The organism is Serratia sp. LS-1 (assembly GCF_003719595.1).
GTDB lineage: Bacteria > Pseudomonadota > Gammaproteobacteria > Enterobacterales > Enterobacteriaceae > Serratia > Serratia ureilytica.
The window spans coordinates 4,156,984-4,171,804 of the sequence record NZ_CP033504.1 but is presented as its reverse complement, the minus strand read 5'-3'; the positions used below and the strand labels follow the sequence as shown (position 1 = coordinate 4,171,804).

The window sequence follows — 14,821 nt, the reverse complement described above, 5'->3', positions numbered from 1 at the left end:
CGGCTCAGGGCTGGCCGTCGAGCTGCAGCAGCGCCAAATCCTTCCTGCGCAGCACCAGGCTGACGCGGCGGGTTTTAATTTCTATCGGGTCGCCCAGCGGCGCGACGCGCACCACGTCGAACGAAGAGCCGGGCAGCATGCCGAGCGATAACAATTTTTGGCGGTAGGCCGGCGCAATCTCGCTGGAAAAGCCGACAATCTTATATGTGCGTTTAGGTTGAAGCTGCATGTCATTAACCTTCCGGGTGCCGATGAGCATCGGGCTGATGATAATTGGACGTTGCCGGCGAAAATGCCACGCCGTCGGCGGTATTCATCCATAAGGTCATGCAATAAAGTGAGCGAAAATAATAGTAATTATCATTATCGCATTCAATGCAAAAAGTAAGGGTATTGTAACCAATTATTTTGGCGGCGGCCGCTTTTTGGCTGGCCCCCTTGATAATCCCCGTTTTACCACCGCTTATACGCGGCGACAAATGAGAATGGTGAGTTAAATCAGTTACGTATTTGTAGCCGAGTTTTCTCATTTGCAAATATCGATGGCTTTTTCCCTTTATTTATTTCCGCTGAAAGGCAATTCGATAACATTATTCCGCCGTAATGCGAGCGGTAACCATTTGTGTTTCTCTCACAATTCGCGAGATGAAAAATGCGTGTTAACGAAGTTGTTAATAAATGGCTGCAGGAGGCATTTTTGTTGCCTGAATAATGGGAGGGCGGTCACGCAGGAACGGGAAATAAAAAGATGATGGTTTATTGAGGCGGGTCAAAAATGCCGCAAGTTTTATTCATCAGAAAGGGCGGAGCAGGCTCCGCCCTGTTGGCTCTGGCTTAGCGTTTCTTGCCGAACGCCGCTGCCAGCGCGTCGCCCATGGCGCTGTTGCCGGCCGGCGTCGCATTGCGCGGTTTGGCCTTGTTGCCGCCTGCCGAACGGTTGGCGTTGTCGCGCGCCTGTGCAGGCGCGTTGCCGCCGCGGCGCGGTGAACCTTCGCCCGGTTGCTCATCCAGGCGCATGCTCAGCGCGATGCGTTTCCGCTGCAGATCGACTTCCATCACCTTCACTTTGACGATGTCGCCGGCCTTCACCACGGTGTGCGGATCTTCGACGAACTTGTCCGCCAGCGAGGAGATGTGCACCAGACCGTCCTGATGCACGCCGATATCCACGAAGGCGCCGAAGTTGGTGACGTTAGTGACCGACCCTTCCAGGATCATGCCTACCTGCAGATCGTTGAGGGTTTCCACGCCTTCGGCAAAGGTCGCGGTTTTGAATTCCGGACGCGGATCGCGGCCCGGCTTCTCCAGCTCTTTCAGGATATCGGTGACCGTCGGCACGCCGAACTTGTCGTCGGTGAAATCGACCGCTTTCAGGCTGCGCACCGCCGAAGCATTGCCCATCAGATCCTGCAGCGCCTGCTCGGTGGCGGCCAGAATGCGCTGCACCACCGGGTAGGCTTCCGGGTGAACGGTGGAGGCGTCCAGCGGGTTGTCGCCGTGGTTGATGCGCAGGAAGCCGGCGCACTGTTCGAAGGCTTTCGGCCCCAGGCGGCTGACCTTCAGCAGCTGTTCGCGGTTGCTGAAGCGGCCGTTCTCGTCGCGCCAGTTGACGATGTTCTGCGCCATCATGCGCGTCAGGCCGGCCACGCGGGTCAGCAACGGCACCGAAGCGGTGTTCAGATCGACGCCGACGGCGTTCACGCAGTCTTCCACCACCGAGTCCAGCTTTTTCGCCAGCTGGCTCTGGCTGACGTCGTGCTGATACTGGCCGACGCCGATGGATTTCGGGTCGATCTTCACCAGCTCCGCCAGCGGATCCTGCAGACGACGGGCGATGGACACCGCGCCGCGCAGCGACACGTCGAGATCCGGGAACTCCTGCGCCGCCAGTTCGGACGCGGAGTACACCGACGCGCCCGCTTCGCTGACGATCACTTTTTGCGCCCGGACGTCGCTGAACTGCTTTTGCAGGTCGAGATAGAACCGCTCGGTTTCACGTGAAGCGGTGCCGTTGCCGATCGCCACCAGCTCCACGTTGTGTTTGATGCACAGCGCCGCGACGATGGCGGCGGCTTTGGCCGCTTGCCCGGTGTGCGGATAGACGGTGTCGGTGGCCACCAGTTTGCCGGTTGCGTCGACCACGGCGACTTTCACCCCGGTGCGCAGGCCCGGATCGAGGCCCATGGTGGCTCGCATGCCGGCCGGCGCGGCCATCAACAGATCATGCATGTTGCGGGCGAAGACGTTGATCGCTTCATCCTCCGCGCGTTCGCGCACCGTGCCCATCAGTTCGGTTTCCAGGTGCAGCAGCACCTTGATGCGCCAGGTCCAGTTGACCACCGCCTTGCGCCAGGCGTCGGCCGGAGCGTTGTTCAGGCGCAGATTGAGGTGATTGATGATGATCAGCTCCGCCTGGCTTTCGCGCGGCGCTTCCTCAAACTGCGGATCGGCGTTCAGCGCCAGCTGCAGCACACCTTCGTTGCGGCCGCGGAACATCGCCAGCGCGCGGTGCGAAGGCACCTGGGAAATCGGTTCGTGGTGATCGAAGTAGTCGCGGAACTTGGCGCCTTCGTCTTCCTTGCCCTCGACCACTTTGGAGACCAGATGGGCGTTTTTCCACAGATAGTCGCGCACCTTGGCCAGCAGCGAGGCATCTTCGGCGAAGCGCTCCATCAGGATATAGCGCGCGCCGTCGAGGGCGGCTTTCACGTCCGCCACGCCCTTGTCGGCGTCGACGTAGCGTTCAGCCAGCTGTTCCGGCTGCTGTTGCGGATCCTGCCACAGCGTGTCCGCCAGCGGTTCCAGACCGGCTTCGATGGCGATCTGGCCACGGGTGCGGCGCTTGGGTTTGTACGGCAGGTAGAGATCTTCGAGTTCGGTCTTGCTCAGCGTGGCGTTGATCGCCCCCGCCAGTTGTTCGGTCAGTTTGCCCTGTTCATCGATCGACTTCAGGATGGTCTGACGACGATCTTCCAGTTCACGCAGATAACCCAGGCGGGTTTCCAGCTGGCGCAGTTGGGTGTCGTCCAGGCCCCCGGTGACTTCCTTACGATAGCGTGCAATAAAGGGCACGGTATTACCTTCATCCAGCAGACGGATGGCGGAGTCGACTTGCTCCGGCCGGGCCTGCAGTTCTGTTGCAATAATGCGGCTCAGTGGGTCATTCATAGGTCTGGTATCTGTATTGAGAACGGTGAATAAACAGGGGACAGTTATACGGATTGATCGCGGAAAATGCCAGCGGAGCGGGCCGCCGCCGCGCGGCCGCGGCGTGGAGAACAGCTCGGGCGGCGGCGTTGGCGGCGGTTAGGAAAAAGCTGAAAGCTTACTTCGGGTAGTTTATCTCGTTAACGTACCACTGCGCCTCGCCCAGCGGGGTATTGACGGTGGCGACGTCCCCGACCTCTTTTTTCAGCAGGGCGCGCGCCATCGGCGCATCGATGGAGATGTAATCCTTGCGGCCGAAAATCTCATCGTAGCCGACGATGCGAAAACGTTTGATCTCGCCGTCGTCATTCTCCACCTCCACCCAGGCCCCGAAGAACACTTTGCCTTCCTGCTGCGGGGAGTAATCGACGATCTTCAACTGCTCCAGGCATTTGGTCAGATAGCGGACGCGGCGATCGATCTCGCGCAGCCGCTTCTTGTTGTATTGGTAATCGGCGTTTTCGCTTCTGTCGCCCAGGCTGGCGGCCCAGGTCACTTTCTTGGTCACCTCGGGGCGTTCTTCGCGCCAGAGGTAATCCAGCTCTTGTTTGAGCTTGTCATACCCTTCACGGGTTATCAGTTGAGTTCTCATCGTGATTTATCTTTATGGGGCCACCGCCACAGTGTACGTGAATGCGGAGGGCTTTAAAAATGGCGCGCGGGCCTGCGCCTTGTCGCACGGTTTTTATTCAGTTTGCGCAGCTTTTAACAATCGGGAGTATGCTTAGCGATAGCGGAAAAAGAATGTGACGAAAGGAGGATATCTGGCGAGAGAGACAAGGAATTTTGGCGCACAACCCAACACATTGAAGGTATTACCGCATGGAATTTAAAGATTACTACGCCACGATGGGCGTTGAGCCCAACGCCGATCTGAAAACCATCAAAACGGCCTACCGCCGGCTGGCGCGTAAATATCACCCTGACGTGAGCACCGAAGACGACGCCGAGAGCAAGTTCAAGGAACTGGCCGAAGCCTATGAGGTACTGAAGGACGACGAGCGCCGCGCCGAGTACGATCAGATCCGGCTGCATCGCAACGATCCGAACTTTGGCCGCCAGGCGCGCGGCGATCACGGCGGCTATCAGCAGAGCGCCTCATGGCACGGCGGCGGCGCCGACGCGCAAGACTTCTCCGACTTCTTCGAGAGCATGTTCGGCGGGCGGGCGGCGGGCGGGCACCGTTCCGCTTCGCACTCGCACGGCGGGCATGGCTTCCGCGGCCAGGATCTGGAGATGGAGGTGCCGCTGTTCCTCGAGGAAACGCTGCATGGTCAAAGCCGCGAGATTTCCTACAAGCTGCCGGTGTACGACGAACTGGGGCGGCAGGTAAGCGAAGCCAGCAAGACGCTGAACGTGAAAATTCCGGCCGGCGTGGGCGACGGCGAGCGCATTCGCCTCAAGGGGCAGGGCGTTGCCGGCGTGGGCGGCGGCCAGAACGGCGACCTGTATCTGGTTATCCGCCTCGCGCCGCACCCGCTGTTTGAGATAGACGGCCACAACCTGAGCATCGTGGCGCCGCTCGCTCCGTGGGAGGCGGCGCTCGGCGCCAGCATTGAGGTGCCGACGCTGACCGGCAAAATCGCGCTGACCGTGCCGGCCGGCAGCCAGAGCGGCAAACGGCTGCGGGTCAAAGGCAAAGGGCTGGCGGGCAAGAAAGAGCCCGGTGACCTGTACGTTATTCTCAAGGTGGTGATGCCGCCGAAGCCGAACGAGAAGGCCAGCGCCCTGTGGCGGGAACTGGCTGAACAGGCGGCGTTCAACCCGCGCGCGGAATGGGAGTAAAGCAGATGATGAAAAAAGAGATCACTTTCACCGTGGTGGAATTGTGTCAGAGGGTGGAGATTTCAGAGGACGAGCTGGTCGAGATCGTCGGCCTGGGCGTTATCGTGCCGCTGGAGCCGGCGCAGCCGCGCTGGGAGTTTGATTATCCGGCGCTGAGCCATCTGCAGCGCGCACGCAGGCTGCGGGCGGAGCTGGATCTGGACTGGCCGGGGATCGCCATGGCGCTGACGCTGCTCGACCGGGTTGATGCGCTACAGCAAGAGAACCGGCAGCTGCGCAGGCAGCTGGCGCGTTTCCTGCAAACTTCCTGACCCGACGGCTGAACGCCACCGGGCGCTTCCCGGTGGCGAAATTGCACAAAATTGGGCCGTCGCCCCACATTGCGCCGATAAAGGGCGAAATTTTGACGAACCCCCGTCGACATTCACTGAAAATTGTTGATAAATGGGGAAAAGAATAAGCTTTGTAACAATTTCGTCTAGAATACATACCATTAAACGCTGTCTCAAATGGCAAGGTTTTCTAACAATATTCGAGTCAGGCAATAAAGCCTTTGGGAGTAATACCATGCAAGAGAATCATAAGATCCTGGTTGTCGATGATGACATGCGCCTGCGCGCGCTTTTAGAACGTTATTTAACCGAGCAGGGCTTCCAGGTTCGCAGCGTTGCCAACGCTGAGCAAATGGATCGCTTGCTGACTCGTGAATCCTTCCATTTGATGGTGCTCGATCTGATGTTGCCGGGCGAAGACGGCCTGTCCATCTGCCGCCGCCTGCGCAGCCAGAGCAACCCGATGCCGATCATTATGGTCACCGCGAAAGGCGAAGAGGTCGATCGCATCGTGGGCCTGGAAATCGGCGCCGACGACTACATTCCTAAACCGTTCAACCCGCGTGAGCTGTTGGCTCGTATCCGCGCGGTGCTGCGCCGTCAGGCGAACGAACTGCCGGGCGCGCCTTCGCAGGAAGAAGCGGTGATCGCTTTCGGCAAATTCAAACTGAACCTCGGCACCCGCGAGATGTTCCGCGAAGACGAGCCGATGCCGTTGACCAGCGGCGAGTTCGCGGTACTGAAGGCGCTGGTCAGCCACCCGCGTGAACCGCTGTCGCGCGATAAGCTGATGAACCTGGCGCGTGGCCGCGAATACAGCGCCATGGAACGCTCCATCGACGTGCAGATCTCTCGTCTGCGCCGTATGGTTGAAGAAGATCCGGCGCATCCGCGTTATATCCAGACCGTGTGGGGTCTCGGCTACGTCTTCGTCCCGGACGGCAGTAAGGCATGAGGCGATTGCGCTTTTCACCGCGTAGCTCGTTTGCCCGAACCCTGTTGTTGATCGTCACCTTGCTGTTCGTCAGCCTGGTGACGACCTATCTGGTGGTGCTGAACTTCGCCATCCTGCCCAGCCTGCAGCAGTTCAACAAGGTATTGGCCTACGAAGTGCGTATGCTGATGACCGATCGGCTACAGCTGGAGGATGGCACGCTGCTGGAGGTGCCGCCGGCGTTCCGCCGTGAGATCTACCGCGAGCTGGGCATCTCTCTCTACACCAACTCGGCGGCGGAGGAGAGCGGCCTGCGCTGGGCGCAGCACTACCAGTTCCTCAGCCAGCAGATGGCGCAGCAGCTCGGCGGGCCGACCGATGTGCGGGTGGAGGTGAACAAGAACTCCCCGGTGGTGTGGCTGAAAACCTGGCTGCAGCCCGATATCTGGGTGCGCGTGCCGCTGACGGAAATCCACCAGGGCGATTTCTCGCCGCTGTTCCGCTATACGCTGGCGATTATGCTGCTCGCGATCGGCGGCGCCTGGCTGTTTATTCGTATTCAAAACCGCCCGCTGGTGGAGCTGGAACATGCGGCGCTGCAGGTGGGCAAGGGCATTATTCCGCCGCCGCTGCGCGAGTATGGCGCTTCCGAAGTGCGGTCGGTGACTCGCGCATTCAATCAGATGGCGTCGGGCGTCAAACAGCTGGCGGATGACCGCACTTTGCTGATGGCCGGAGTCAGCCACGACCTGCGCACGCCGTTGACGCGCATCCGCCTGGCGACGGAGATGATGAGCGCCGAAGACGGCTATCTGGCCGAGTCGATCAATAAAGACATCGAAGAGTGCAACGCCATCATCGAGCAGTTCATCGATTATCTGCGCACCGGGCAGGAAATGCCGACTGAAAGCAGCGATCTGAACGCCATTTTAGGCGAAGTGGTCGCGGCCGAGAGCGGCTATGAGCGGGTGATTGAAACCGCGCTGTCGCCGGGCGAGCTGATGATGAACGTGCATCCGCTGTCGATTAAACGGGCGGCGGTGAATATGGTGGTGAACGCGGCGCGTTACGGCAACGGCTGGATCAAGGTCAGCAGCGGCCGTGAGCTGCAGCGCGGCTGGTTCCAGGTGGAAGATGACGGCCCGGGCATCAAGCCGGACGAGTTGAAGCACCTGCTGCAGCCGTTCGTACGCGGTGACAGCGCGCGCAGCACCAGCGGCACCGGCCTGGGGCTGGCGATCGTGCAGCGTATTATCGACGCGCATGATGGCGAACTGGATATCGGCACCAGCGAGCGCGGCGGGCTATTGATCCGCGCTTATATTCCGTTGCCGATGGAGAAAAAAGAGTCGACCAACGGCCATCAAACGGCCAGGGAAACCGCCTGACCTCTGATGTGGGCCGCGCCGCTGCGGCCCCGTCAGGACTTTCTGCTCATCACGTAGTATTCCGCCGCATCCTCATGCAACCGGCGGCCGGTCGGCGCCTGCCACGGATCGATTAATTCGATGCCGCAGTGGAGGAAGTCTTTGGTATTGCGGGTGGCCAGCGCGGCGCCGTAATGCAGGCAGGTGGCGGCGATTTGGGTATCGGGCACGCTCATCGCTTTACCCAACAGCCGATTCCTTGCCGTCAATTCCGCGTATTGCATCGCGCACAGCCCATCAAACGGCAATATCTGCCCCTCGAACTTCAATTCAATGGCGTCCGCCAATTTCAGCTTGAGATCCCGCTGGCGTTTGCCGTCAGGCATGCAGGCCACGCCGCTGAACAGTTCGGCGAGGACGATGGCGCTGAGATAGAGCTCGTCATTGTCCTTTTCATTTAACCAGTTAATGACGTTGTAGTACGGGCTGGGACGCAGCGTTTCTGAAATGACGTCGGTGTCGATAATGATCATGCGTTGTCATCTTCATCATCAAAGGTGACGATGCGTGGCGGCACGGCGTCACGCGGTGGGATCTCCAGCTCAACGCCGCCGAATTCGGCGAAGTGCTGATGCATCCAGGTACCCAATCCATAGCGCGGCGGCTTTTTCACCAGCGCCTGTTTCAGGATCATGCGCGCTTCCTCTTCCATGGAATGGCCGTTTTTCGCCGCTGAGATACGCAGCAGCTCTTTGATTTCGTCGTCCAGATTTCTGACGGTGATAGTAGCCATTGAAACCTCCTTTGCTATCAATGATTGCATTGACTTATTTTCTCGTCTTGCCGGTTAAAAAGCAATCAATTGAAATAAAAAAAGGCGCGGGATCCGCGCCTTAGCTGAAGAGGTAACGCTACCGAATTACAGCTTCGGGCCGGCGCTGACCAGCGCGGCGCCCGCAGGCGTGTCGGTGTATTTGTCGAAGTTGGTGATGAAGCGCTCGGCCAGATCCTGCGCTTTTTCCTGCCACTGCTCGAGGCTGGCGTAGGTGTTGCGTGGATCGAGGATCTCCGGGTTCACGCCAGGCAGCGCGGTCGGCATCGCCAGATCGAAGATAGGCAGGGTAACGGTTTCCGCCTTGTCGATTTCACCGCTCAGGATGGCGTCGATGATGCCGCGCGTATCTTTGATCGAGATGCGTTTGCCGGTGCCGTTCCAGCCGGTGTTGACCAGGTAAGCCTGGGCGCCGGCGGCCTGCATGCGTTTCACCAGCACTTCGGCGTACTGCGTCGGGTGCAGCGACAGGAATGCGGCGCCGAAGCAGGCGGAGAAGGTTGGCGTCGGCTCGGTCACGCCGCGCTCGGTGCCGGCCAGCTTGGCGGTGAAGCCGGACAGGAAGTGGTACTGAGTCTGGTTGGCGGTCAGGCGCGATACCGGCGGCAGCACGCCGAAGGCGTCGGCGGTCAGGAAGATCACCTTGGTGGCGTGACCCGCCTTGGACACCGGCTTGACGATGTTCTGGATATGGTAGATCGGGTAAGAAACGCGGGTATTCTCGGTTTTCGAACCGTCGTTGAAGTCGATGCTGCCGTCGGCCAACACGGTGACGTTTTCCAGCAGCGCATCGCGTTTGATGGCGTGGTAGATGTCCGGCTCGGCTTCTTCAGACAGCTTGATGGTCTTGGCGTAGCAACCGCCTTCGAAGTTGAACACGCCGTCGTCGTCCCAGCCGTGCTCGTCATCGCCGATCAGCTGACGCTTAGGATCGGTGGAGAGGGTGGTCTTGCCGGTGCCGGACAGGCCGAAGAACACCGCCACGTCGCCTTTCTCGCCCACGTTGGCCGAGCAGTGCATCGAGGCGATGCCTTTCAGCGGCAGCAGGTAGTTCATCATCGAGAACATGCCTTTCTTCATTTCGCCGCCATACCAGGTGCCGCCGATCAGCTGCATGCGCTCGGTCAGGTTGAAGGCGACGAAGTTCTCCGAGTTCAGGCCTTGCTGCTGCCAGTTCGGGTTGGTGCATTTGGCGCCGTTCATCACCACGAAGTCCGGCTCGAAGTCTGCCAGCTCTTCGTCGCTCGGGCGGATGAACATGTTTTTCACGAAGTGCGCCTGCCAGGCCACCTCGGTGATGAAACGCACTTTCAGGCGCGAGTCGGCGTTGGCGCCGCAGAAGGTATCCACCACGAACAGGCGCTTGCCGGACAGTTGCTCGGTGACCAGGTGTTTCAGATCGGCCCAGACTTCCGGGCTGAGAGGTTTGTTGTCGTTTTTGCCTTTGCCCTGATCGGCCCACCACACGGTATCGCGGGTGATGTCGTCACGGACGATGTATTTGTCTTTCGGCGAACGGCCGGTGAAGATGCCGGTATCGACGGAGACGGCACCCAGCTTGGTGACTACCCCACGCTCAAAACCTTCCAGAGATGGGTCTGTTTCTTCCTTAAACAGCAGTTCATAGCTCGGGTTGTGAACGATTTCGCTGACGTCGTGAATGCCGTAAGCGGCCAGATCCTGAGGGGTTATACCTTTAACGCGCATGTTACTACTCCTTGGTCACAGAATTTCTGGCGGCAATTGTAGGGATCTAACGGTGCGTAACCGCGATGGGTATCAAATATTTAACGTTTTAGGCGGTATTTCGTTACGATCTGAGAGATAGCACACGGAAAAAAGCAAACGTGCAAACGGCGGGGCTTGGCGGGCGCCGGGCGCGCCCGCCGAGAGGGTGTGACTTAGTGCAACCGATCGCTTTCGCCGGCGTTGCCCGCATACAACGCGGCAACATCAACCGGGTCAAAGACATAGTGGCTGCCGCAGTAGTCGCAGTGCATGTCGATATTGCCGTCCTGCTCCAGCATGTCCGCCACTTCGTCGGTCGGCAGCGTCAGCAGCGCGTCGGCGCAACGCTGGCGTGAACAGGTACAACGGAATTGCACGTCCTGCGGTTCATACAGGGTGACTTCTTCCTGATGATACAGACGGTACAGCACCTCGTTGGCCGGCAGGCCGAACAGCTCTTCGCTTTTGACCGTGTTGGTCAGTTGCACCAGGTGATCGAAATCATCGAGGTTGCCGTCTTGCGCCGGCAGCACCTGCAGCAGCATGCCGGCCGCCGCGGCATTGCCTTCCGCTTCGCCGGTGCGGATGAACAGGCGGGTCGGCAACTGTTCAGACTGGCGGAAGTAGGCTTCCAGGCATTCGGCCAGCGTTTCCCCTTCCAGACCGACCACGCCCTGATAGCGTTCGCCTTCCGTTGGGGAAATGGTGATGACCATGACGCCGTTGCCGATCATCTGATGCAGGGTGCTGTCGTCGGCGATAGGCGCCTGGGTGCGCGCAACGCCGCGCATCTCCTGGCAGTTGTTGCCATTGATCACCGCCAGCTTCAGCGGGCCGTCGCCTTGCAGCTGAACGGTGATGTCGCCGTCGAACTTCAGGGTTGCGGTCAGCAGACTGGTGGCGACCAGCAGCTCGCCCAGCAGTTTTTGCACCGGCGCCGGGTAGTCGTGGTTGTTCAGGATCTGCTGATAGGTTTCGCTGACGGTAACCAGCTCGCCGCGCACCGCGTAGTTTTCAAACAGGTAACGGTGCAATTGGTCATGGTTGGACATAATCTTCTCTCATTGCGGTGAGGGGTTATTCCGGCTCACCAAATTTAAATTTCATCAGGTCTCGCCGCTCCTTTTTGTCCGGACGACGGTCCGGATGCGGCATGGTCAACGCGTTCATCTTGCGCGCCAGCGCCATCTTTTCGCGGTTGGCGATGCTGGCTTCGGTTTCCTGATACATTTGCTGCGCCTCGCCGGCGCCGCGGCGTTGGCTGGTCAGCGCCAGCACGATCACCGTACGTTCTTCGTTGCCTTGCCGCAGCTTGAGCTCGGCGTTGAGTTCGACAATCTTGCTCGGCTTGCCGCGCTGGCCGTTGTAATGCACCTTGCCGCCGTCGATCATTTCGCGCGCCAGCGCACGGGTCTTATAGAAGCGAGCGGCCCAGAGCCACTTATCCAGCCGTACCGCGTCGTCGTGCGTCGCTTTTTCCTTCATGCTTCCCCCTTGGCCAGCGCCGGTATCAGCAGGCGGTAGTCACGCATCGACGGATGGCGCTGGAAGCTTTTCTCCGCCGTACTGGAGTCCGGGTTTTGCACGCCCAGGCAGTAACGAATGCCGAAAGTGCGCGCCGCGTCGAGGATCGGCTCGCCGTCGTCGACGAACAGCGTGCGCTGCGGATTGAATCCGGTGTGCTGTTGCACCGCCTGCCACAGACGCTGATCTTCTTTCGGATAACCAAATGTGTGGGTGGAAAACAATAAATCAAGGTGCCGATCGAGGCCGGTATGCTCGATTTTCACCGCCAGGCTGTGCGGATGGGCGTTGGTCAGCAAAATGGTTTGCAGACCGGCGTCGCGCAGCGCCCGTAAAAACGGCTCGGTGTCTTCGCGCAGCCGGGCGCGGCTGCCCACTTCGCTGGTCATGCGGTAAATGTCCAGATCCAGCCGCTCGCTCCAGTAATCGAAGCAATACCAGTTCATGGTGTGCTGCACCGCCTGATATTCCCGCTCGATGATGTGGCGGGCTTCGTCGAACGGAATGGCGCGCCTTTCGCTCAGCGCCTGCGGCACCAGGCTGAGCCAAAAGTGGCTGTCGAACTCCAGATCCAGCAAGGTGCCGTCCATATCCAGCAGCACGGTATCGATCTGCGGCCAATCAAACTCGGGAACCATAAAAACTCCACGGGCGGACCGACGGGCAGTCCGCAGATGAGAATAATAGCGTTAGCGTAGCATAAGCGGATGACAGGGCCGAAGCCCCGGCGTCAGGTTCAGGCCATCGGCCGCATCGACATCGGATTGAGCTGCGGGTTGAAGCAGCTGTCGTAGTAACGCTGGATATCGGCGACGCGGTGCTGATTGATGCGCCGACGCTGCACCAGCCGCCAGGCGTTATAACCCAGGCTGACCACTACGGCCAGCAACAACAGGCTGGTGCCGAGATAGCGCCACAGGGTGATCATGTCCGGTTCGCTGTGCAACGCCACGTGGCGAGTGCCGTTGGCGTCAACGCTGAGGCTGGTGATCACGCCCTGCGCCTGGAATGGGGTATGCAGCAGCAGGTTGGACTGGCGCTGCAGCTCATTCCACTGGTCGAGCGCGTTGTATTCGCTTTGCGGCGTCTGCGGCTGGGGGTGACTGACCCACTGGCGGCCTTCGTCGCTGCGGATCAGGAAACCACCTGGCGGCGGGCTGTTAAGCGCAGCGGCGGCCAGTCGCGTCTCATTGAAGATGAACGACGAGGTGGCCACTTTGGTCAGGCTTTCCAGCGATTCGGCGCTGACCGGACGAAGCAGGACGTTGACGCCTTGCAGCGCGCCGGATTTGGCGCGTTTCACCAGGCTGCTCCAGTTTTTCGCGTTGCCCAGGTTAACCAGCGCGTTTTTCAGCCGTACGCAGTCGTTTTCCGTCTGGCACAGATCCTGCGTTTTCAGCACGATATCGGAGAAATCGTCCAGCAGGATCATGCCGGATTTCTCGATGGCGCTGGCCAGCTGCGGGTTGACCTTCTGATCGGCGCCGCTCGGATGCAGCTGACCGCTGACCGTCGCCAGCAGGGCTGTCGCTTTGTCTATGACTTCCGATTCCGGCTGCGGCAGCGGGGCGGCGGTGTTCCAATAGATGCCGGAGCAGTCGAACGGCGCAAAATTGACGGCGCCGCCGCCGTTGGCCGGCGGCGGGACATAGCACATGCCGCTGCCGCGCACTTTCAGCGTGTCGCCGATGCGCAGCGGCGTGGCCTCCAGCGCCTGTACGCTGGTCACTTCCACTTTTTGCGCGCCTTGCAGCCAGGCCATGCTGAGGGTCAACGGCAGGTTGAGCGGGATATAGATCAGCAGCAGCAGCAGAACCAGCGCCGAGCTGGCGACCAGCACCGCATTGCGGCCCCACTGCTGCAACGGGAAATTCTTCACTTCGTCATGCAGCGACAGGAAGCGCCCCTGCCGCACCACCTGACGGTTGAGATAGACGTCCACATCGGTGGTTTTGCCCAGATCCTGCGTCAGGTACGGTTGCCAGTGCGGCGGATAGATCAGATCGATAATGCCGAGCGAAATATTGCTGATCTGCCCCTGGCCGGATTCGCCGAACAGGCCCCAGCGCTTTGGCGTGCCGCGCAGGCAGTGGATCTCTTTCAACTCGCGCGACGCCGGGCGGCGGAACAGATTCCACCCTCCCCAGGCGATCATCAGCACCGCCACGAAAATCATCCAGGGGATCACCAGCACCGGGCTGATCAGGCTGAAGAACAGCAGCAGCAGCGCGGCGGAGATGATGACGGCTTCACGGATGCCGTTCGGCCGGTTCAGCGCATGCTCTTCCGGCGTTTCCTTGCGAATGTTCACCAGCTCGACATGCTCGCTCTCTTCCTTGCGGATGGAGGCGTTTTTGGTCGGCGCGGCGGTCACGACTGGCGGCTGCGGCCGGTCGTGGATATGATCTTTCAGCGAGTGCCCGTTGAGCGAAATCACCAGCGGCAGCGTCTGGGTTCGGATCACTTCCACATGGTTGTCGGCGGTGATGTAGGGTTCCCAAAATGGCGGCAGATGTACCTCTTCGGCATCGAGGTAATAGCGCCATTTATTGGGATCGTCGCTGGCCAGCCCGTAACGGGTGATGGCGTGCGTCACGGGATAAACGTTATCGCTTTGCGGGGTGAGCGCCAGTTTGGCTGCGGGCAGCGTAGCGCCGCCGGGCAACAGTTTGTTGCTCAGCTTGTTTTGTTGATTGAGGTAGAACTCGACCGCCGCGCGTTCTTCGTCGGTCAGCTTGCGGTGGGCGGGTTTGATAAACGGCAGCGTGCGTGCCAGCGCCGTCGGGTGGCGGGCCTTGAACCACAGGTACAGGCCGGCGGCAATCAGGCAGACAAGCACTAAGGCCAATATCAACACTATTGTGCTCATGCAATCCCCATCTCACACCCGTGAATTTCGCCAACCTGATGAAAAGCTGAATATTATACGGAGTAAACCGCCAGGAGGCACCCAGAACTAATGAGGGAACAAACAGATTTTCGCTTTGGATCTCATTCCTTCATGAAGCAAGGTCATTTTATCACTGATTCTTGCCTGCGTGATACTAGCAACCGGCCCCTGCTGTCGATATCGGCATTATCCTATTTTCATGCGCGCTGTTTGCTGAATCAG

15 protein-coding genes are annotated in these 14,821 nt (G+C 59.7%); 4 read left to right on the top strand and 11 right to left on the bottom strand.

From position 1 onward, the window contains the following. Positions 1 to 4: 4 nt before the first annotated feature. From feoA to greB, 4 genes are all read right to left on the bottom strand, one after another. Positions 5 to 229, bottom strand: a complete 225-nt coding sequence (gene feoA / locus EDY99_RS19990; protein WP_033645291.1) for a ferrous iron transporter A — start codon at positions 227 to 229, stop codon at positions 5 to 7. A 4-nt stretch (positions 230 to 233) separates the two neighbouring features. Then, positions 234 to 530 (bottom strand): hypothetical protein, encoded by a 297-nt coding sequence (locus tag EDY99_RS24685; protein WP_142076148.1) that lies wholly within the window; start codon positions 528 to 530, stop codon positions 234 to 236. Between the two features lie 304 nt (positions 531 to 834). After that, positions 835 to 3,168, bottom strand: a complete 2,334-nt coding sequence (locus tag EDY99_RS19985) for a Tex family protein (protein WP_123062016.1) — start codon at positions 3,166 to 3,168, stop codon at positions 835 to 837. Between the two features lie 157 nt (positions 3,169 to 3,325). Further along, positions 3,326 to 3,799 carry a transcription elongation factor GreB gene (gene greB, locus EDY99_RS19980; RefSeq protein WP_033645289.1) on the bottom strand — a complete coding sequence of 158 codons (474 nt, stop codon included), beginning with the start codon at positions 3,797 to 3,799 and terminating at the stop codon, positions 3,326 to 3,328. A 230-nt stretch (positions 3,800 to 4,029) separates the two neighbouring features. On the opposite strand from greB, the gene cbpA reads away from it, so the two are divergent. From cbpA to envZ, 4 genes are all read left to right on the top strand, one after another. Continuing rightward, entirely contained in the window at positions 4,030 to 4,992 is a 963-nt protein-coding gene (gene cbpA, locus EDY99_RS19975; protein ID WP_033645288.1) for a curved DNA-binding protein, read from the top strand. Positions 4,993 to 4,997: 5 nt separating this feature from the next. Further along, positions 4,998 to 5,303 (top strand): chaperone modulator CbpM, encoded by a 306-nt coding sequence (locus tag EDY99_RS19970; protein WP_004930739.1) that lies wholly within the window; start codon positions 4,998 to 5,000, stop codon positions 5,301 to 5,303. A gap of 256 nt (positions 5,304 to 5,559) precedes the next feature. Next, entirely contained in the window at positions 5,560 to 6,279 is a 720-nt protein-coding gene (gene ompR, locus EDY99_RS19965; protein ID WP_004709363.1) for a two-component system response regulator OmpR, read from the top strand. Further along, complete coding sequence (envZ, locus tag EDY99_RS19960; RefSeq protein ID WP_033645286.1) at positions 6,276 to 7,646, top strand: two-component system sensor histidine kinase EnvZ; 1,371 nt, start codon at positions 6,276 to 6,278, stop codon at positions 7,644 to 7,646. Before ompR ends, envZ begins: the two co-directional genes overlap by 4 nt. A 32-nt stretch (positions 7,647 to 7,678) precedes the next feature. Here envZ and EDY99_RS19955 read toward each other — a convergent pair whose 3' ends face one another. From EDY99_RS19955 to EDY99_RS19925, 7 genes are all read right to left on the bottom strand, one after another. Then, on the bottom strand, positions 7,679 to 8,158 hold the full coding sequence (locus EDY99_RS19955) for a type II toxin-antitoxin system VapC family toxin (RefSeq protein ID WP_033645285.1): 480 nt from the start codon (positions 8,156 to 8,158) through the stop codon (positions 7,679 to 7,681). Then, entirely contained in the window at positions 8,155 to 8,418 is a 264-nt protein-coding gene (locus tag EDY99_RS19950) for a plasmid stability protein (protein WP_004930730.1), read from the bottom strand. The genes EDY99_RS19955 and EDY99_RS19950 overlap by 4 nt, the downstream gene beginning before the upstream one ends. Positions 8,419 to 8,544: 126 nt before the next feature. Then, positions 8,545 to 10,164 (bottom strand): phosphoenolpyruvate carboxykinase (ATP), encoded by a 1,620-nt coding sequence (gene pckA, locus EDY99_RS19945; RefSeq protein WP_015379308.1) that lies wholly within the window; start codon positions 10,162 to 10,164, stop codon positions 8,545 to 8,547. A 194-nt stretch (positions 10,165 to 10,358) separates the two neighbouring features. Next, entirely contained in the window at positions 10,359 to 11,237 is an 879-nt protein-coding gene (hslO, locus tag EDY99_RS19940) for an Hsp33 family molecular chaperone HslO (RefSeq protein WP_123062015.1), read from the bottom strand. 25 nt (positions 11,238 to 11,262) lie between these two features. Continuing rightward, entirely contained in the window at positions 11,263 to 11,670 is a 408-nt protein-coding gene (gene hslR / locus EDY99_RS19935) for a ribosome-associated heat shock protein Hsp15 (protein WP_123062014.1), read from the bottom strand. Continuing rightward, positions 11,667 to 12,347, bottom strand: a complete 681-nt coding sequence (gene yrfG, locus EDY99_RS19930) for a GMP/IMP nucleotidase (protein WP_025304546.1) — start codon at positions 12,345 to 12,347, stop codon at positions 11,667 to 11,669. The genes hslR and yrfG overlap by 4 nt, the downstream gene beginning before the upstream one ends. 98 nt (positions 12,348 to 12,445) lie before the next feature. Next, a complete protein-coding gene (locus EDY99_RS19925; protein ID WP_123062013.1) occupies positions 12,446 to 14,578 on the bottom strand; it encodes an intracellular growth attenuator family protein in 2,133 nt (710 codons plus the stop codon). Positions 14,579 to 14,821 lie beyond the last annotated feature (243 nt).

Coding starts and splice junctions, on each gene's coding strand:
- feoA (WP_033645291.1), bottom strand. CDS start 229: ATGCAGCTTCAACCTAAACGCACATATAAGATTGTCGGCTTTTCCAGC.
- EDY99_RS24685 (WP_142076148.1), bottom strand. CDS start 530: ATGAGAAAACTCGGCTACAAATACGTAACTGATTTAACTCACCATTCT.
- EDY99_RS19985 (WP_123062016.1), bottom strand. CDS start 3,168: ATGAATGACCCACTGAGCCGCATTATTGCAACAGAACTGCAGGCCCGG.
- greB (WP_033645289.1), bottom strand. CDS start 3,799: ATGAGAACTCAACTGATAACCCGTGAAGGGTATGACAAGCTCAAACAA.
- cbpA (WP_033645288.1), top strand. CDS start 4,030: ATGGAATTTAAAGATTACTACGCCACGATGGGCGTTGAGCCCAACGCC.
- EDY99_RS19970 (WP_004930739.1), top strand. CDS start 4,998: ATGATGAAAAAAGAGATCACTTTCACCGTGGTGGAATTGTGTCAGAGG.
- ompR (WP_004709363.1), top strand. CDS start 5,560: ATGCAAGAGAATCATAAGATCCTGGTTGTCGATGATGACATGCGCCTG.
- envZ (WP_033645286.1), top strand. CDS start 6,276: ATGAGGCGATTGCGCTTTTCACCGCGTAGCTCGTTTGCCCGAACCCTG.
- EDY99_RS19955 (WP_033645285.1), bottom strand. CDS start 8,158: ATGATCATTATCGACACCGACGTCATTTCAGAAACGCTGCGTCCCAGC.
- EDY99_RS19950 (WP_004930730.1), bottom strand. CDS start 8,418: ATGGCTACTATCACCGTCAGAAATCTGGACGACGAAATCAAAGAGCTG.
- pckA (WP_015379308.1), bottom strand. CDS start 10,164: ATGCGCGTTAAAGGTATAACCCCTCAGGATCTGGCCGCTTACGGCATT.
- hslO (WP_123062015.1), bottom strand. CDS start 11,237: ATGTCCAACCATGACCAATTGCACCGTTACCTGTTTGAAAACTACGCG.
- hslR (WP_123062014.1), bottom strand. CDS start 11,670: ATGAAGGAAAAAGCGACGCACGACGACGCGGTACGGCTGGATAAGTGG.
- yrfG (WP_025304546.1), bottom strand. CDS start 12,347: ATGGTTCCCGAGTTTGATTGGCCGCAGATCGATACCGTGCTGCTGGAT.
- EDY99_RS19925 (WP_123062013.1), bottom strand. CDS start 14,578: ATGAGCACAATAGTGTTGATATTGGCCTTAGTGCTTGTCTGCCTGATT.